This is a genomic window from candidate division KSB1 bacterium, from assembly GCA_022566355.1.
Taxonomy (GTDB): domain Bacteria; phylum Zhuqueibacterota; class JdFR-76; order JdFR-76; family DREG01; genus JADFJB01.
Genome location: JADFJB010000005.1, coordinates 36,998 through 57,008, shown reverse-complemented (window position 1 = coordinate 57,008; position 20,011 = coordinate 36,998). Strand labels below are relative to the sequence as shown.

General features: G+C 37.2%; 16 protein-coding genes. All 16 read right to left on the bottom strand.

The window, feature by feature from the left end; translation table 11 throughout:
* Complete coding sequence (gene trpS, locus IIC38_02095; protein ID MCH8124745.1) at nt 1–1,005, bottom strand: tryptophan--tRNA ligase; 1,005 nt, start codon at nt 1,003–1,005, stop codon at nt 1–3.
* A 27-nt stretch (nt 1,006–1,032) separates the two neighbouring features.
* Nucleotides 1,033–1,539, bottom strand: coding sequence for an HNH endonuclease (locus IIC38_02090; protein MCH8124744.1), 507 nt, complete (start codon nt 1,537–1,539; stop codon nt 1,033–1,035).
* A gap of 142 nt (nt 1,540–1,681) precedes the next feature.
* Entirely contained in the window at nt 1,682–1,846 is a 165-nt protein-coding gene (locus IIC38_02085; GenBank protein MCH8124743.1) for a Trm112 family protein, read from the bottom strand.
* A 13-nt stretch (nt 1,847–1,859) separates the two neighbouring features.
* Nucleotides 1,860–2,264: an acyl-CoA thioesterase gene (locus IIC38_02080; GenBank protein MCH8124742.1), complete on the bottom strand. Its 405-nt coding sequence runs from the start codon at nt 2,262–2,264 to the stop codon at nt 1,860–1,862.
* Nucleotides 2,261–3,220: an acetyl-CoA carboxylase carboxyltransferase subunit alpha gene (locus IIC38_02075; protein MCH8124741.1), complete on the bottom strand. Its 960-nt coding sequence runs from the start codon at nt 3,218–3,220 to the stop codon at nt 2,261–2,263. Before IIC38_02075 ends, IIC38_02080 begins: the two co-directional genes overlap by 4 nt.
* Nucleotides 3,217–5,376, bottom strand: coding sequence for a glycosyltransferase (locus IIC38_02070; GenBank protein ID MCH8124740.1), 2,160 nt, complete (start codon nt 5,374–5,376; stop codon nt 3,217–3,219). Before IIC38_02070 ends, IIC38_02075 begins: the two co-directional genes overlap by 4 nt.
* 4 nt (nt 5,377–5,380) lie before the next feature.
* Nucleotides 5,381–6,109, bottom strand: a complete 729-nt coding sequence (locus tag IIC38_02065) for a polyprenol monophosphomannose synthase (protein ID MCH8124739.1) — start codon at nt 6,107–6,109, stop codon at nt 5,381–5,383.
* Nucleotides 6,110–6,229: 120 nt separating this feature from the next.
* Nucleotides 6,230–7,120: a dTDP-4-dehydrorhamnose reductase gene (gene rfbD, locus IIC38_02060; GenBank protein ID MCH8124738.1), complete on the bottom strand. Its 891-nt coding sequence runs from the start codon at nt 7,118–7,120 to the stop codon at nt 6,230–6,232.
* Between the two features lie 246 nt (nt 7,121–7,366).
* Complete coding sequence (purE, locus tag IIC38_02055) at nt 7,367–7,840, bottom strand: 5-(carboxyamino)imidazole ribonucleotide mutase (GenBank protein ID MCH8124737.1); 474 nt, start codon at nt 7,838–7,840, stop codon at nt 7,367–7,369.
* Nucleotide 7,841: 1 nt separating this feature from the next.
* Nucleotides 7,842–8,879, bottom strand: coding sequence for a DUF4837 family protein (locus IIC38_02050; protein ID MCH8124736.1), 1,038 nt, complete (start codon nt 8,877–8,879; stop codon nt 7,842–7,844).
* A gap of 275 nt (nt 8,880–9,154) precedes the next feature.
* Nucleotides 9,155–10,237 (bottom strand): glycosyltransferase family 2 protein, encoded by a 1,083-nt coding sequence (locus IIC38_02045; GenBank protein MCH8124735.1) that lies wholly within the window; start codon nt 10,235–10,237, stop codon nt 9,155–9,157.
* A 40-nt stretch (nt 10,238–10,277) separates the two neighbouring features.
* Nucleotides 10,278–12,917: a DUF2723 domain-containing protein gene (locus IIC38_02040; protein ID MCH8124734.1), complete on the bottom strand. Its 2,640-nt coding sequence runs from the start codon at nt 12,915–12,917 to the stop codon at nt 10,278–10,280.
* Nucleotides 12,918–13,142: 225 nt separating this feature from the next.
* Nucleotides 13,143–13,436: a DUF1844 domain-containing protein gene (locus IIC38_02035; protein ID MCH8124733.1), complete on the bottom strand. Its 294-nt coding sequence runs from the start codon at nt 13,434–13,436 to the stop codon at nt 13,143–13,145.
* A gap of 60 nt (nt 13,437–13,496) precedes the next feature.
* Nucleotides 13,497–15,596 carry an ATP-dependent DNA helicase RecG gene (recG, locus tag IIC38_02030; GenBank protein MCH8124732.1) on the bottom strand — a complete coding sequence of 700 codons (2,100 nt, stop codon included), beginning with the start codon at nt 15,594–15,596 and terminating at the stop codon, nt 13,497–13,499.
* Nucleotides 15,597–15,733: 137 nt separating this feature from the next.
* A complete protein-coding gene (locus IIC38_02025) occupies nt 15,734–17,170 on the bottom strand; it encodes a DUF4139 domain-containing protein (protein MCH8124731.1) in 1,437 nt (478 codons plus the stop codon).
* The gene (locus tag IIC38_02020; GenBank protein MCH8124730.1) at nt 17,130–19,799 is read right to left on the bottom strand and encodes a valine--tRNA ligase; all 2,670 of its coding nucleotides are present in this window, start codon (nt 19,797–19,799) and stop codon (nt 17,130–17,132) included. The genes IIC38_02025 and IIC38_02020 overlap by 41 nt, the downstream gene beginning before the upstream one ends.
* Nucleotides 19,800–20,011: the final 212 nt, after the last annotated feature.

Below are 20,011 nucleotides of genomic sequence, written 5' to 3'. Positions count from 1 at the left end.
CTATACTATTTCAGAGAAATTACCAATTTTTACAGATTCTCGAACTTGTTCCATTGTGATTTTAGCTTCGCTAGATGCTTTCTTATTACCCGAAATAATAACATCCCGGATAAAAGACTTATCTTTTTCTAATTTCTTTCTTTTTTCACGGATTGGTTCTAGAATATTACTCAGTTTGCTCGCTAAATTGTTTTTACAATCTACACAACCAAGCACTCCACTGCGACAATCTCGTTCAATTTCCGGAAGTTCCTGAGGATTGAACTTTTTATGATATGTGAAAATTGTACATATTTCAGGATGTCCAGGATCACCCATGCGAATTTTTGCCGGATCGGTAATTGCAGTTCTAACTTTTTTATTAATTTCATCAGGAGTATCTGATAATAAAATTGTATTGCCTTTTGATTTACTCATTTTTGCCCTATCTAACCCTGGCAGACGGCTAAATTTTGTTAGCAAGACTTTAGGCACCGGGAATACTTTTCCATAAGTTTTATTAAACCTTCTTGCAATTTCCCTTGTCAATTCTACATGGGGCACCTGATCTTCACCTACAGGAACTGCATGAGCTCGATACATCAAAATATCTGCCGATTGCAAAATCGGGTAACCAAGATGGCCGTAGGAGACCTTATCTTCCAAGTGTAACTCTCGAATTTGCTCTTTAACTGTTGGATTTCGCTCTAACCGGGCCACCGTGACTAGCATGGAAAACAGAAGATGTAATTCTGCATGCTCTTTAATGAGAGATTGAATAAAAATCGTGGTTTTTTCGGGATTGATTCCGGCAGCTAACCAATCGATTACCATATCAATTGAGTCTTGCCAAATATTACCGGTATGCTGAAAGTCAGTCGTAAGGTTGTGCCAATCTGCAACAAAATGAAAGCTTTCATATTCATTTTGCAATTTAATCCAATTTTCCAGTGCACCTGTATAATTCCCCAAATGTAGTTTACCCGACGGACGCATTCCACTTAAAATACGTTTTTTCAATTCCATATTCGTTATCACTATTTTAGTATTAGATTAATCAGGAAGGAAAAGATATGGTCTCCAACGGTCTTCAACAGCTCCAAAAAAATTCTGAATAAAAAACAAATAATTCGGTTTTTGAGGGATTTTCCGAAGTATCATATCCGCTTCTTCTGGCGTTTTATTTCCCTTTTTAAAATTACATTTTTCGCATGCTGCAACCAGGTTTTGCCAAGTATCCACCCCCCCTCTTTCTTTTGGAATTACATGGTCCACCGTTAACGGCTTGGTAGAAGTGCCACAATATTGACAGGAAAATCGATCTCGTTTCATTATATTTTTACGCGATAGTAGTATTCTCTTTCTAGGAACATTAATAAAACACCCTAGGCGGACTACACTTGGCATTGGTAGTTCAAGAGTAACAGAGCGGATTACCAATGAATCATATCGTTCCACCAGATTAGCTTTCCCAAGATAAAGCAAAATAATGGCTTTCCTTACCGAGGAAATCGTCATTGGTTCATAGTTTTGATTAAGAATCAAAACCTGTTTGTTAATCTTAAGAGTTTTCTGAACTTACTCCTTACAAAAATATTATTATCAACTACATATCTAAATTAAATTAGACAAATAATTTATGATTTTTCTGGTTAATAATCAAAAAATGTTTTACAGCACATGACTAATTATAACGAATTCACTAAAATGGCTCTGCTTCTTCAATGAGCATTATGGGTATGCTGTCTTTGATGTTGTATTTTAAACGACAAGTATGGCAAATCAATTTTTCGTTTTCTTTGTCGTATTCCAGGTTTCCTTTACATTTTGGACAAGCCAAAATATCCAGCAATTCTTTATCCAGCATTAAATTCTCCTCGTTAAATATTTTCTTTAATGAAATTTAAAAATTTTATTGGCGGCTTAATAGGCCTGCCATTTTTATTGGTCATCGCATGAATAGTGAATGCTTCTGCTAATAGAATTTGATCTTCTGAACGTATGATTTGATAATCCAGTTTTAATGTTGACCTGGGGAGACTCTTTAAACTCGTATGAATTTCTAGGATATCATCATATAATGCGGGTTGGATATATTTGCAGTTAGCTTCAACTAAAGGCAAAAATGTGCCATCATCTTCAACGGATTTATAAGAATAACCGATCTCACGCAATAGTTCTGTCCTTGCACATTCAAACCACTCGAAGTACCTTGTGTGATGGGCAAACTGCATTCTATCCGTTTCGGCATATCGAACGCGGATTTTGGTTGTTGAAGTAATCATTTTTCTTTCCACTCTCCAATAGTGCGGTATCTTTCTATTCTATTCTCAACTAAATCATCAACTGGCACTTCTTTCAATTCATTCAAATGTCTCAACAAAGCTTCTTTCAGAATATCTGCAGTCCCGTCATGGTCTCTATGGGCTCCCCCGACAGGTTCGGCAATTACTTCATCAGCCATTTTCATTTCTAACATATCATTTGCTGTAATTCGCATTGCATCAGCAGCAAGTTCCGCTTTAGAAGTATCCCTCCATAGAATAGCTGCACAACCTTCAGGAGATATCACGGAGTACCAGGTGTTTTCAAACATAATCAATCTATCGCCTATCCCAATTCCTAAAGCGCCGCCACTCGCTCCCTCACCTATTACAGCATTAACAATTGGCACTTTAAGCTTAGACATTTCAAATAGGTTTCTTGCAATTGCCTGGGCCTGTCCCCTTTCTTCCGCTCCGATGCCGCAATACGCCCCGGGTGTGTCAATCAAACAAATAATTGGCAAATGGAATTTTTCCGCAAGATGCATAATTCTTAATGCTTTTCTATAGCCCTCGGGATTTGGCATTCCAAAATTTCTATACAATTTTTCCTTGGTTGATCTTCCCTTTTGATGCCCAATTATAGCAACTTTAAAATGATCCAGCTGCCCAATTCCAGAAACAATTGCCGGATCATCGGAGAAATATCGATCGCCATGTAATTCCATAAAATCGTCCATCATTCTTTCGATTAAGTCTAAAGTATATGGTCTTTGAGGATGTCGAGCGAGCTGGACCCTTTGCCACCGGGTTAGTTTAGAATAAATGTCTTGCCGTAATTTCCGGGCTTTTTTTTCAAGGCGAACTAATTCATCTGTCATTTTCCCATTTTCGACAAAACTAAGTTCTTTGATTTCCTGAATTTTTCTTTCAAGTTCAATAATTGGTTTTTCAAATTCAAAAATAAATTCTGTCATTCTAATTTCCTTTTAGAAGTAGATCTAAAAAGTATTTCCAGATCAAGCATAGGTGAATAATTTTTCAAATATTGTACAGCTAATTTCTCTTCATGTTCTAACGATGTCTGTTGATCTTTTCCCATTTCATAAATTGAAATTAAACCGGGTTTTAGATTAATTCTAGTATTAATTGAAGTTAACTGTTCCATCTCAAATTGAAATTCGCTGCCAATCAATGTCAAATCGCCTTTTAAAACATAAAAAAGAATTGGCACCATTTGCAATCTGGATTTAGGTAGTCTGTTCTTTTTGCAGAAAACAAACACTTTCTTGGGAGTTTTCAAATTAATTGTGTCTTGTTGCAGAGAAAAATCCTGTGGATCTAAATCATTTTCTCCTATCCTGGTAAAAATTGGAATTTTTCTTAATCGATTTCCTTGCAGAAATAGGATGGGCCAGGCTGGTATACTGACTAACAAAATAGGCAAGGCAAATGTCCAATCCACTAATCTCTTTAAAAAACGGTAGCTTGGTCTAAGTAGTCGATATCGAATTTCGACTAATGAAATTCCTTCTAATCTCTCCAATGATTCGGCACCGATAAGAACACCCATGTCGTTAGAAGCAATTCTAAAGTCTACACCCAAATCTTGGGATTGTGAAATTAAACTAAAGATCTTTTCATATGCAAGAGAATCCGGACTAAAAACCACTTCATTGACTTCGAGTTCTCGAATGTGTCTCGGAAGATGGTCTATATCGAAAAAAAGAGGCAGGGTTGCAGCTCCGTTAAGATTGTAAACATTAGAATCCGTTAATAGCAAAGCAACAATTTTTGAATCAGTTAAATGAGATTCTTTTAGCTTTTTCACCAAATTGGAAAGAGAACTTCCATCCCCAACAATCATTGTTCTTCTTTCTATTACGCTATTCCTGATGCGATCGAAAAGTGGAGATCTGCTTTTCTTTGCAAGTCGATATATTGCCCATCTCCAACCTGGAATAAAAAATAAATTTAGTATGCCTGCAAGTAAAACAACAATCCGTGAGAAAGCAAATGATTTAGCAAAAAATGTAATTGCCGAATTCAACACTAAACCAAGCAATACAGCTCCTACAGCATTTGCCACAGAAAATTTCCGAATGTTAGAAAGCTCAAAGAAATAAAATACTGTCAACCAAACAGATGAATAAATCAAGGTGACCATTAGGTACGCTTGCCAGTGGACTAATGATCCAAAACGGAGATATATGGCAATCATCAAGGAAAAATTCAAGAAGAATAAATCGACAAATGACCACTTAAACTTTAGAAACAAATTATGAACAAAAGACATAAATCCTCGTAATCCAATACCCAAAACCAAAATCCATTGAGGAAACAGAAAATACTTGGCTTTGAAATGTTTGCGCACAAATAAAAGCATCGCACGGTAAAATTGAAGCAAAGTATCAAATTGAGCTTCTGTAGAACTTGAGCCTTTATAATGAATAATCTGTGTTGTAGGAACATAGTAGATTTTCCAACCGGCATTATACACCCGGTGGCATAAATCCAAATCTTCCCCATACATAAAAAATCGATCATCGAACCGCCCCACGTGGTTAATGATGGTTCTTGACGTCATCATAAATGATCCTGAAATGGCTTCAACTTCCGTAATTTCATCAGGATTCAAATATGTTAAATTGTACTTACCAAATAATTTGCTTTTGGGGAAAAGCTTGCTAAGACCTACTAATTTAGTGAATCCGACCCAAGGTGTAGGAATACTCCTTCGACAAGAAAGTTGTAAACTACCATCAGGATTGAGTATTTTGCAACCAACAACTCCAGCTTTTGGATGTTGTGAAAAGAAATCGAGTAATGTTTGAAAAGTATCTTCCTGGACTATCGTATCTGGATTGAGAAATATGAGATATTCCCCTTGACTTTCATCAATCGCTAAATTGTTTGCTTTTGCAAATCCGACATTTGTTGTGTTTGAAATTAAATTAACTTCAGGAAAATCTTTTTGGACCATCGCTGCACTACCGTCCCATGAGGCATTATCAACAACGATTATTTCAGATGATATTCCCTGTAAAGATCTTTGGACTGAATTAATGGTTTGATAGAGAAACTCCCTGACATTGTAACTCACTATGATTATTGATAACACAGGCTTTGACATATGGCTATTCAACCTTACCAAATATTTGCAATAATTTGAGCCGCCATACTTCCAAAATTGCTTCCCTAACAATTTTTTTGGACATTTTAGAAGTACCTAAAACTCGATCCACAAAAACGATTGGTATTTCTTTGATTCTAAATCCTTTTTTCCAGGCTTTAAAATTCATTTCGATCTGAAAAGAATATCCGTCTGAATCAATTTTTTCAAGGTTAATATTCTCCAAAACTGATCGTCGAAAACATTTAAAACCACTGGTGCTATCTTTGATTTTTAGTCCTGTTACAATCCGTGTATAAAAATTTGCTCCATAACTTAAAATCAGACGACTTAGCGGCCAATTGATCACATTTACTCCCTGGATGTACCTGGATCCAATAACAAGATCGTTATCTTGAATCGCTGTTATGAAATTCGGAATTTCCCGGGGTTCATGCGAAAAATCAGCATCCATTTCAAAAATATAATCATATCCATTTTTTAATGATTCCTGGAAACCGAAAACATAGGCAGAACCCAATCCCATCTTTTTTTCTCTTTCAAGAAGTTGTAGATTCTTGTAGTTTTTTTGGTGATCCTTTACTAAACCGGCCGTGTTATCGGGAGAATTGTCATCAACAACTAAAATATCAAGGTTTGGAATTTTTAAAGAAAATATTTCATCTATAATTTCGCGAATATTATTTGCTTCATTATAAGTAGGAATAATAACCTGGCAGTTTTTATCCTTCATAATTTTTTGAGCTTTTTTAAGACCGTGTGAGCTATTTTCCCTAGATCTATAAAAAGAAGCAAATTCCACAAAAACTCCTGTTTACCATTCGATTAATTCGAATTATCCTGAGTCGATTCATTAGAACTCACCCATGGTCTGATTTAATTTTTTTAAACTATCATTAAGGGAAAACATGTTAATACCGTATGTATCTTGAACTTTTAAAACATTAAGGCCAACATTAAGTGGTCTTTTTGCTAATTGTTTAAATTCGCTGGTTTTTATTCTCGTGATAAAGTTTGGATCACAGTTAAATTCTTTTGCAACAGCAATGGCCAAATCATACCTGGAAATTGGTTTATCACCTGCTAAATGGAACAAGCCGGTAGCTTCCTTTTCCAGCAATTCTCGACAAGAGTATGCTAAATAATCTGCAATAGTTGGATTTCCAATTTGATCATCAACTACTCGAATAGAATTATCATTTCTAAGTTCTGTTAACACCCAAAGGACAAAATTAGATTGAATATTATGGCCATATCCAAAAAGCACTGCCGTTCTACCAATCAAGAATTCACAACCGCTATCAAGGACGGCTTTTTCGCCATCGAGTTTAGATTGACCGTAATAATTAATTGGGGTTGCAGGATCCAATTCGTTATAATTTCCTTTGTAACCATCAAATACATAATCTGTAGAAATGTGTAAAAGTTTTATGTTTTCCTTAAAACATATCCTGGCAAGATTTTGTACACCAACAACATTAACCGCATAACAAATTTCTTTTTCAATCTCAGCGCGGTCAACAGCAGTATATGCAGAAGCGTTAAAAATGATGTCCGGTTCAGATTCCTGAATTACGGCCTCAACAGTTTTCGGATCTGTTATATCCATCCTGAAATATGAAATTTCCTTGTGGATGGATTCCGAACTTAAATCTGCACCACAGAGTTCATATTTTTGAGTTAGTTCAATAATGGCTTTTTGCCCCAAAAGACCATTACACCCAACAATTAATACTTTTTTCAACTCACTATGCCTTTACAGTTTTATAAGGTTTATTCTTAGGATAAAAGATATAAAATAACAATGAAAGTGCAAACAGAACCCATATACCCAAATTAAGTTCTTCTTCTTTTTTCTCAATTAGTTTACACAGTGGATACAAAAAAAACTCGGTTGCCATTCCAATCTTAAGCGATTTTCATTATTTGATTGGGATTGATTTTAAGAATATCAGGAATGGTTTAGAAGCTAAGATTCAGGTTTGTACGGTTATATCTTAGAACCCTGTTTACGAAACGTCCTTAATTTGTCAGTAATATCACCATCACATAGGGCTAATATTTCTGCCGCAAGAACTGCTGCATTCGTCGCGCCTGCTTTTCCAACAGCTACCGTGGCAACAGGAATTCCGGCTGGCATTTGAACAATAGAGTAAAGAGCATCAACCCCGTTTAAATGAGATCCGGGCAATGGTACCCCTATCACGGGTACTATTGTTTTTGAGGCGATCACTCCCGGTAAATGAGCAGCCATCCCAGCAGCAGCTATAATTATTTTAGTCTCACGCATCTCCAATTGTGATAAATATTCCTGCAACGCATCAGGATTCCGATGAGCAGAAAGAACTTTCATTTCATTTGAGATACCAAAATAATCCAAATGTTTCGTACAAGATTGCATGATCTCTTCATCCGATTGACTTCCGATAATCACACTAACAAGAATTTTATTGAATCTTTCCATTTCAGCCACCCGTTTCCTCACGCACTACTTCTATTATTGTCTTAAATGTTCTGGCCATTGCATTTAACTGATCCAATAATGGAACTTTCTCCTGATCAGGTGCAAAAACTGAGCAATCCATCACATATGTTCGCCGGGAATTATCATCATAAAATGCATACGCCACAAACGGACCACCTGCTACTTTTTCTTCATTCTGCCATAATCCTTCAATTTTTAGGCACCATTTCCCTAAAAAATTAATCTCATTGCTACTGGTGTATTTTCGATTCACAGTATCACCGCCATAATACTTAACACCTATACTATCCCGCATATCAAGATACCATTCCTCAGTGATTTCATTCCGGTCGCTATTCTCGAACCATTTTACAAACATCCATCGTTCAGGAATTCGTCTTCTTAAAAAAACAAATTGCCCGGCCGAATCTTCAATCGCCAGTCTATAATCATGCTGAACCTTGACTTTCCATAAATATTTTTCTAATAAAGCATCTGAAGCCTCTTTGTTCTCTGATCTACGGTACATAAATCGATCAACAACTTTCTGTTGATGCTCTAGCATCGTCCCATAAATTAAGTCACTATTTTCACGAATTAATTTTTCAAGTTTCGAAATGGTAGTGGATATCATAATTAAGTTGAGTTGTTCTCTACCCCATTGATCCGTATTTTTAAACAAAAAACTTTCACCGCTTTTTACTTTTTCTTCTCTTCCAGGCTTATTGACTGCTCTTTTAACAATATCTGCAATACTTCCCTTTGATTCTAAACTGGCTAAAAAAATAAGTTGTTTTTGTGGAAGAGAATATTGGAAACTATCAGGATTTACATGTACCAGGTTAAAATGAAATTCCTTTTGAGGAGTCCTAATCGTGCGATTAAAAACCTCAGAAAGGACCGGATTGAGTTGATCCCAATCCGAATATTCAGCAAAAATATATATATTATAATCAGGACCTCTTACAAGCTCCGTTTTATAACACCCATTAAAATTCAAAAAAATAAGCACTAGTAATATAAGCTTGTTGTTCTTCATGCTAAGACCCATTAAAACAAATTATTCTATTTTAGATTAAAGATGTAGTCTATATTTCAAATTATAAAGACAGGACAACCAAATCAATAGTTTTTTATCACTTACTTTGGTATCTTTGGAAAATCCCGCTTGAGTACATACAACATTCCTGGACCTGAACTTGTTACGCTTTTCTGGATGCCCCCAGGAGACGACAATATCAATTGAAGAATTCGTTTTTGAATAGTGATCAAAAGTGGATCTTTTTGTAATGTTTGTTTTTACAAAATCTACATTCAAATTGTTGAACTTTTTTCATTTATACTTTTTACTTTCAAGAATTCTGACACTATCCTTTTTCGACGAAGGTAGTACTGCCAAACAATACTCCCCCAAAACATTTGTTCAAACAATTGTGAATCTTGTACAGTTCTCAAACTTTGAATTGCTTTATGCTTTTTAAGTATTTTTGCTAAATGCTTGATTACATATAATTGTGCCATTAAAACTGCAAAGGATCTTTTCCAATTCAACAAAAATAAAAACAAAATTCCAGTTGCAATTTCCATAACTATTCGAAGCGGATAGATCCATAACAATGATTTTAGCTGATAATTCTTAAGTAACAATACCAAATTATTGCGGTGATTTAAAAACATTTTTCGCCAATTTTCATAACCCAAAGAATATCCGGAATGATGATAAACTTTTGATTCGAAATTTGAACAAGATCGGTAACCACGTAAATGTAATCGCCAATTTAAATCAATTTCTTCCATATGTGCGAAGAAATCTTCATCAAACAGGCCTACTTCATCCAGTGCCGATTTTCGCCAAATTGAGGAGCAACCCGAGGTCCAAAAAACTTCAAAATTTTCCAAATAATTATTTTTATCATCTTCCAAAGAATCAAAAATTCTTCCAATTGCAAAGGGATAGCCAAAAATGTCGATTAATCCTCCCATTGCACCGGCATAGTCAAATTTCCCTTTATTCGTCAAGGAGAGTAATCTACTTTGACAAGCAGCAATGTTGGCATTTCCCTCCATTGTTTCAACAAGAGGACCCAACCAATTGGTGTCTACAATAGTGTCATTATTCAATAAAACAACATAATCCCCTTCAGCCTTTTTAATGCCAATATTACATCCACCGGCAAAACCAAGATTCTCTTCATTGTGGATGAATATCAAATTGGATACATAACCAGATAAGGATTTTGGATCCAATTTTGTACTATTATCAACAATTATAATTTGGTAATTAGGATAATTAATTTGCCTGATAGAATTTAAACACGAATTTAAAATTTCTACCGGCCCAATATGGGGTATGATTATACTAACAAGTGGATTAGAACCCCTCCCAGTTGCAGCCAAATTTCCATCCTCTCCTGCTCAGTAAATTGTTAAAAAGTGCCTATTGATTTTTTTCAGAATTCTGACTATTAACGGAATCTTGCAATTCAATAGAACCCTGTGTTTTAACAGAATCGTTAGCCATTAATTTACTTTGAAAATCTGCCAGGAGTTGACGCGCCATCTCATCCGTAGGATTCTGTTCTAACCATTTGTTCATTAATTCAACTGCTTTTTCGTAGTTTTCTGTTCTTTGATAAAAACCCAGCAAAGCTGCATACGCATCTGAAAGTTTGGGATTTCTATCAATAATTTCCAAAACTCGCCTTTCTAATTCCTCCGGTCGGCCAAGGGTTTCATATAGATGACCAATTGATAAACCAAAGCGGTCATCCGTAAATGGGATATTACTTTCAGGTATTAATGCTTCCATTTTATCCAATGTTGCCAATGCTTTCTCATTATCATTTTCGATTCGATAATGATCTGCCAATCGAATAAAGGCGGTACGGTAATTTGTCAGTAATCCCTTGGTTTTATCGTCAAGGTATACTTTTGGATTATCGAGATTTCGGAATAAAAATTTTTCAAAGAGATTTTCCTGAAGTCTGGTTGCCGATATCCGAAGATTGGGATAAGGCAATAATTTGAAGGCCATACCATCCATTCTCAAATAAGATTGCAATCCAACTTTATTATTATCACCGACAGTAACAGCAAAATAAATAGGCTTCTTCCATTGATTTGCTGCAATGATATTTAAGATCGCCAGATCTTGTACCCGAAGGGCTTGCGGTGGGCTGCCAATTGTTGGATTGATTATAAACTTCATTGAACCTGTGTCCACCAGATCTTCTTTCCATTCTCCCCTATCCATCATGTTGGTCTTAAATTTATCATAAACCGACTGAGAGATCGGCACTTCATACTCAATTGGTTCGGGCCAACCTCTTAGACCAATTCTTTCAATCTGTTGATCGGTAAAAGTAAATGGCACTTTGGGTTCCTGGTTTTTAAGTTGCAAAATATACCAGGGTGTGTTAAGCAGGGAGAGATTCACAATCCTGATATCCTCCCTTATATGTTTTACGTATTGCAAATACCATAACGGAAAGGTATCATTATCTCCATTTGTAAAGATAATAGCATTAGGCTCGCAAGTTTCGAGAATATTGTATGAATAGTCGTAAGGGACAAAATTTCCCCTACGATCATGTGAATCAAAATTAACAAAGAACATATTCAGCGGAAGCGCAATTCCTAAAATGATAAGAGTCGCCCAGATAATCGGTTTGAACAGTTTGTGTTCCTGGCTGAGAAATTCTCGCAACGATTCAAAAATAGCATAAGCTCCAATTCCAATCCAAATGGCAAATGCAAAGAAACTACCCACATAAACATAATCTCGCTCTCGTGGTTGCGGATTTTCCTGGTTGAGATAAAATATAATTGCTACACCAGTGGCGATAAAAAGAGTAAGAATCGCAAATGCATGCATTTTATCTTTGCGAAAATGGTAATAAGCGCCAACAATGCCGGCAATAAAAGGAATTCCCCACAACCCCTTTAAACTATATACTTCGCTGATATACCCATCAGAACCCAATGTTGTACCTTTACCGATAAACTGCCAATGAAAATACCGGATGTACATTTTCTGAATCTGGTAAGTCCAAAACTCAGCTTTTCGATGAAAAATGGTCAGCAATAAACTTTGCTCGCCATATTGCTTTCTCGCCAGGTAATCCACCATACTCTGCCATCTTTCAGGATCATTTTCATCGATCGGCGGATTTAATCCTGAACGAATATAAATCACTATATAGGTTGAATATCCAATTACAAACAGAATGGGAACAAGCCACCACAGTTTAAAAGCCAATTGATCCTTGGCATACAAGTAATATAGTGATATTGCCAGGGTACCCAATCCCGCGTACATGAGAAATGTTCCAGCTTTAGCTTGGTGAGCAAGGAACTGTACATAACCCATTGATGCAGGATCATAGTTAAAGATAAGGATATATAGAGTGAGTGGAATAAGCGCCTGAAAAAATAAAACCCAAACTAATTTTTTTGCGGATTCATTTTTTCTAAGGTGAATTATGAATAGCACAAATAGAAAAGTGAGTATATTTAATAAGTGAATTCCAGTAGCCAGACTAAATAAAAAAACAATTAAAACAAGGTAACTTAAATTCTTACTATCCTCTGATTTATCTCCCCATAAAAGTATAAGCCAGACCACAATTGCAGTAAACAACATGCTAATCGCATAAACCTCAGCTTCTACAGCATTGAACCAGAAACTGTCTGTAAATGCGAAGGAAAATGCACCGATAGCAGCGCTGCCAAAAACCAACAGGCGTTCGTAATAGTTTCGTGGTTTTCCGCGAAACTGGTTGATTAAACGTACGATAATTAAATAAAGGAACATTACGGTTAGTGCACTTGAAAGCACCGACATTAAATTTATGCGAAAAGCGATATTACTGATCGGAAGAAATGTAAAAATACGGCCCAAAAGGATGTAAAGTGGAGCCCCGGGTGGGTGCATCACACTTAATGTATAAGAACAAGCAATGAACTCACCAGCATCCCAAAAAGAAACATCCGGGGCAACGGTGACTAAATAGACGAAACTCGTAACAATAAGCGTTGCGGCTGCGACCCATCGATTCAACATTTTATTTTGATCCATTCATTTCCTCCAAAATTCATATCGCTTTAAAACCAAATTCAACAATTTACTTTAATGTTTCTAATTAGTGTCTGAACGAAAACATCCTTTCTGTCATTCCCGCATGCTTTTAGCGGAATCTACCTGCTCGGAATGATTAGATTCCGGCTCAAGCTTGTCCCTGCATATTTTTGGCAGGGAAGATCACCGGAATGGCTAGTCGCCGAGATTTCGTTCTGACAATAATTATTCTTTTTTAGATTTTGTTTGTATACCAGCCTCATTACAAGCGCTAACAAAATTCATTTTAAGGTTTGCAACAGTACTATTTAGCAATTTTGATTCTTCTTCTGATAGGTTTCCTGATGTCTTCTTTTGTATCATATTCAACATATCGATGAAGTATTTAGCCTGTTGTAGATTCTTTTCATTTTTCTTAGTTTGTGGATTTTCTGATAGCCCCAATTGAATCTGTGCCGCACTTTGAAATTGTAGCACCAATTGCGCAAACATCACATCCACTTTTTCGTTTTCACCCAACTTTATACTCCTTTATTCAACAAAATACTGAAATTAAATTCTTACCAAATAGATAAAGTTTCATGCCACTTTACTTAATCTAAAACTATCTTCATAATATTGATCAAAAAATAATCTCACCATTTGATTTTTTGGTGTATTTAAAGTTGAATCCTCTTGTAATAAACTAAATGCTTCTTTTCTGGCGATTTCAAGAATATTATAATCTTCACTCAAATCTGCAATTTTTAATTTCGGCATGCCATGTTGCCTTATACCGAAAAACTCTCCCGGACCCCTTAACTTTAAATCGACTTCGGCAATTTCGAATCCGTCAGTCGTTCTCTCCAGCGTTTGCAATCTTTTCCTGGCCAGCTGATTCAATGGTTTATGGGCAATAAATATACAATAGGATTGCTCGCTACCGCGGCCTATCCTTCCACGCAATTGATGCAATTGAGTTAATCCGAATCTTTCTGCATGTTCAATCACCATTATGGAAGCATTGGCTACATCTACCCCTACTTCTACAACTGTAGTGGCAATTAATATTTTATAATACCCACTTTTGAATGACGACATTATTTTATCTTTTTCATCGCCTTTCATTCGACCATGCAGCAACGCAATATTCAGTCCGTGATAAACGCCATACTTTAGGGTTTCGTAGCTTTCTGTGGCAGCTTGCAGATCCATTTTTTCAGATTCTTCAACCAAAGGGAAAATGATATATGCTTGCCGACCCAGATCTACTTGTTCACGTACATATCGGTATATTTCTTCTCTTTTGTCTTGGTAGCGAATGACCGACTTAATCGGTATCCTATTGCCAGGTTTTTGATCCAACAGAGATACATCCAAATCACCATACACAGTTAGCGCTAAGGTGCGAGGGATTGGGGTGGCGGTCATGACGAGAACATCAGGATTTATGCCCTTGCGTCTGAGTTTTGCCCGCTGCATCACACCAAACTTGTGCTGCTCATCGACTATGATTAATCCTAATTTTTCGAATTTGATTTTTTCCTGAAAAAGGGCATGTGTCCCTATGATGATATTCGCTTCCCCGGAAGCTATTTTTTTAGTAATTTTCTCCCTCTCAGATTTCTTTTGCCCGCCAATTACCAATTCAATCGAAATTCCAAAATCTGCTAAAAATTGTTTCAAGGATAAATAATGTTGTTCTGCCAATATTTCAGTCGGCGCCATTAATGCGGATTGATAGCCGTTTTCTACGGCAATCAGCATCACGGCAATGCTGACAATCGTTTTTCCGGAACCTACATCTCCATGCAGTAAACGGTTCATCGGCCTGGCGCTATTCATATCCTGCCAAATTTCTTTGATTACTTTTTTTTGTGCATCAGTTAATTCGAACGGAAGGTTAGCAAGCAATGCCCTGGTTTTTTCTCCGATTGATTCAAACTGAATTCCTTTGGTTAAATTCTTAACCTTTAATTTTCGCAAACCAATCATCAATTCCAAATAAAATAACTCTTCAAATTTAAGGCGTCGTATTGCAGCATTGAGCTGGTCTTCTGAGTCCGGAAAATGGATTTTATCAATTGCCGCCCGTCTGCTTAACAATTTGTATTTCTTAATGAGTCTTTCCGGCAAATTTTCTTCGATGCTTGCCGAATTCTCTTCAAGAGCCTTCCACATCAATCTTCTCATTGCCCTGCTGTCTAATCCGGCAGTATCCAGTTCTGCAGTACTACGATAAAGGGGAATTATTTTTCTAGTATTCAGTCCCTGTTTGGATTCGGTCAAACGATCATAATCAGGATGTGACATTTGCATCCCCTTATAAAACTTCACTTTGCCATGCACAGCCAGCCACTCGCCCATTTTAAATGTGTTTTTCAAATAGTGCGCTCCCCGAAACCAAATGCATTTCAGTTCCCCACTTTCATCACGAATCACTAAAACAAATCTCTGGTATCTTCCCTGGTAGGCTCGAAAAGCAATAACCTGGCCGATTGCGGTTACATCTTTACCAATTTCAATATCCGCAATTTTAGCGATCCGGGTTCGATCCAGGTATCGCCGCGGGAAATGTGTCAATAAATCATATAAAGTTACGATGCCAAAATTTTCCAACAATTCCCCACGGAGTTCTCCCACTCCTTTGAGGGCTCTAACTGTTTGAGTTATACCATTATTATGATGTGATGATGACATTAAATACTTTAGTTAAGGCTCAGTTTAAGATTTATAGCCAAATCAGAATATTACAATGATTCGTTAACAGCCAATGGCTAGTTTTCATACTTAGCATTCTCAATCTTTGACCTAATCTTAAACTCGCTGTTATTTTATTACCAGGAGTATTCAACAGTATATGTCAGCTTTGTTTCCTTCTTGGCAGGAATATTTATTTTGAATTCGATTGAGCGAGCATCTTTTGCAGAATACTCATGACTGGAAGCTATTATTTTCCAATTACTATTGGGTGCACGGTATAATAAATTTTCAATGACTGAAATAAGTACGGTTTTAGATTTTTGGTTCTTAATGACAATCTCATAGGATTCACGCAATTGTTGTTTCCCAATCCTATCCACCCTGATTTGTTTTCGTTTTGCAGCCAGGTCAAAAGCTGCTCCCATAAGAATCTCAATCCATTCATGTGGCGGTGTATGTTTTATGCTGGCTTCACCCAGGAATATGCCGGTATTAGTTTTATCTTGATATACTCGAAATCTTCCGGCCGGAAATGGAAGCCCCAAAGAATTATTTTCATCATTCTTAAACCGCAAATAAACCTGCAAACGCTGGCCTCTTTCTCTACTATTCAGCACGTACTTTTTAGTTACATTTACGCCATCGGCTTTAAACATCCGTATTTGCTTCAACTGATTATTGCCAATGCTAACAGGCCGGTCGATTTTGTAAAGATGGTATTCAAATTGTCCTTGTTCAGAAACGTCCTGTGCGTACCTGGCTTCACTGACAGCCATGGTTTTGTATTGTGGGGTAGGCCTTCTGCTTCGAGCTAGATTTAAATCACCGGCAACGACACTAACATTTGCGTTTTCGAAATTTTTCCCGGATTTATTGTCAATACTAATCCAGGCATCAACATCTAGTTGTGTCCCCTCATCATTCAGAATGGCAACATATTCAGTGGTCCAATTCATTCCATGGGTCAAATATTCTATTTCAAGCTGATGGGAACTTTTCTTTTCGCTTTTCACCAACCAGACCAGTGTGGGCTTAGTATTTAATCCGTCAGGCAACTTTGGAAATTTTATGGAGTGAATATTTTTATTTTTGATGAGTGTGATCTCTTCATTTTCATTTGCAAGCAACAAATCCGATCCGACGCTCAACAACTTTCCTTCAATCAAATTTCCTTTTGAATCGATGAGTTGAATGGTTTGATCGATAAATTTTGACAGCACCTTATTGGATTCAATCAGATCATATTCAAAAACTTGCTCCAATATTATGAGCGATTTGGGATCACTCAACGAACGTAAATGCACGGAAGTAGGATCAATCGATTTGGCTACGTCTTCGATCCGAATATTCTGCTCTCCTTTTTCTAATTGAAAAGAGAAAGTTTGCCGGACCAGGGCAAAATTCTGATTATACACAGTTACTGAAATGTTTGAATTTTGAGCAAAAGCAAGAATGGCTGGATGCAAAAAGAAAAGAAAAAAGATATTTAACAAAAAGAATGAAATTTTTTGCAGAGAACCAAACAATGGTTTATTCATTAAGTGTGGAGTAATTATTTTGGAGTTTTTCAAGGTTTCCTTCAAAGGTAATTTTTTTATTGCGCTCTTTATCGATCACATCTTTGGGAGCGCGATTAATAAAATTTTCATTGGTTAATTTAATATTGATCTTTTGAATTTGATCCTCAATTCGAACGATTTCCTTTAGCAGCCGGTCTTTTTCTTTTTCGATATCGATTAAACCTTCAAGAGAAATATAAAGTTCGATCCCACGAACAACCGCAGATGCGCTTTGCGGCGGCTTTTCAACTTCGGCTCCAATTTTTAAATTCTCGATACATCCAAGTTCACGTAAATAGTTTTGATTTGCTTCCAGCAATTGATACTCGGAATTGGAGGTTTTAATAAATGCATTCGCTTTTTTACCCGGCGGGACATTCATCTCTCCGCGAATATTTCGAACAGCGCTGATAACATCTTGAATAAAAACCATTTCCCGATCCTTAGCCAATGAAACCATTTCAGAAACTTCTTCGGGCCAGGGTGAAATCATGATGCTTTCTTCGTCAGTATCCGATTTAAGTTTTTGCCATATTTCTTCTGTGATAAACGGAATAACCGGATGCATTAATTTCATACTGTTTTTTAATATATGAATTGCAATTTGCATCGGTACTTGTTTGTTCGCAATATTATCTTTTTCGTACAATCTTGACTTGATTAATTCCAGGTACCAATCGCAAAAATCTCCCCAGAAAAACGCGTGCATGGAATCCATATATTCACTAAACCTGAAATTCTTCAGAGCCTGGGTTATTTTAGGGATTGTTTGCGCATAGCGGCTAAGGATCCAACGGTCTGCAAGTTCCAGTTTGTCTGAATGACCCTCACAGAATTTTGAAAAATCCAGGTTAAGATCTACATGCTCGGCATTCATCCACAGAAATCGGAATGCGTTCCAAATCTTATTTGAAAAATTTCTACCGATCTCAAAATCACCTTTAGTCAAATTGATATCATGCCCCTCAACCGATAATGACATTATTGAATAGCGCACCGCATCGGCGCTGAACTTTTCGATCATTTCGAGAGGGTCGATGCCGTTGCCGAGAGACTTGCTCATTTTCCTGCCATCCGCATCCCGTACAATTCCATTAAAATAAATATGCTTAAATGGAACCGCTCCTTTGAATTGCAGTCCGGCCATTATCATCCTGGCGACCCAAAAAAAGATAATATCCGGTCCGGTAACCAGCGTTGAAGTCGGGTAAAAATATTCCTGGTCTTCCGTTTCTTCAGGCCAGCCCATGGTGGAAAATGGCCACAACCAGGATGAAAACCAGGTATCCAAAACGTCAGGATCCTGATTGATATTGTTTTTGCCACATTTCGAACAAATCACTGGTGCTTCCCGCAAAACCATCATCTCATTACAATCCTGGCAGTAATACACCGGAATCCGATGCCCCCACCAGAGTTGCCTGGAGATACACCAATCACGGATGTTTTTCATCCAGTTTTCATACACGCCAACCCAGCGAGTGGGCAGCATTTGAATATCGCCATCCTGAACAGCTTTCAACGCGGGATCGGACAGGGGCTTAATTTTCACGAACCATTGTTCAGACAAGTAAGGCTCAATGACTGTATTACACCTTTGGCAATGCCCAACAGAATGTACATGTTTCTCAATTTTTTCTAACAGCCCCTGTGATTTTAACGAGATAACCAGTTTCTTTCGAGCCTCAAACCTGTCCATCCCATCATAGGGACCGGCTTTCTCATTCATCTTGCCATCAGGACCGATTACGATAATAGAGGGCAGATTGTGACGATGGCCAAGCTCGAAATCATTGGGATCGTGCGCAGGTGTAATCTTAACGGCGCCAGTACCCAAAGTCCGGTCAACAGCTTCATCTGCAACAATGGGCAGCTCCCGTTTCAAAATGGGCAAAATAGCAGTTTTACCTATAAATTTTTTGTATCTTTTATCGTCCGGATGAACCGCTACAGCTGTATCACCCAACATGGTTTCGGGCCGGGTAGTCGCTACAATAATTGAATCTTTAGAGTCCACAATCGGATAATGAATATACCAAAGAGAACCCTCGCGATCTGAGTGATCGACCTCTTCATCTGAAATCGCAGTTTGACAGCGTGGACACCAATTGATGATATACTTGCCGCGATAAATCAGACCTTTCTCGTAGAGTTGAACGAAGGCCTCGATAACCGCTTTGGACATGTCTTCATCCATAGTAAATTTGGTTCGGGACCAATCACAGGAAAAGCCAAGTTTTCTTAATTGCTTGAGGATAATGTCACCTTGTTTTTCCCGCCATTGCCAGACCATTTCCACAAATTTTTCCCTGCCCAGATCGTGCCGGGAAAGACCTTGTTCTTTCCTGAGTGACCGTTCTACGACATTTTGTGTGGCGATACCGGCGTGATCGGTGCCGGGAAGCCAAAGCGCATTATACCCCAGCATACGATAAAACCGGGTGAAAATATCCTGGATAGTGTTGGTAAACGCATGCCCCATATGCAGACGGTCAGTGACATTAGGAGGAGGAATCACAATGGTAAATGGCTTTTTAGCTGGATCTGGATCCGCTTTAAAGTATCCCGAATTTTCCCAATTAGAATATACCCGGTCTTCTACCTGTTTAGGGTCGTAATGTTTTGAAATCTCTTCTCGCATAACTCGTAATATTCATTTGAAGTTTGTATTTAACTCTAAAATAATGGCAACTAATATAGAATAATTCAATAGCTAAATCAATTATATGTTGGCTGGCAGCCCAATGCACAAATGAATATATTCCACTTATTGATCTTTTTTTTATTAAGTATAATCTGTAATTAGCCGCCCTGGATGAAACCGATAAATTTAGATTACTTTTCCAATTTTCA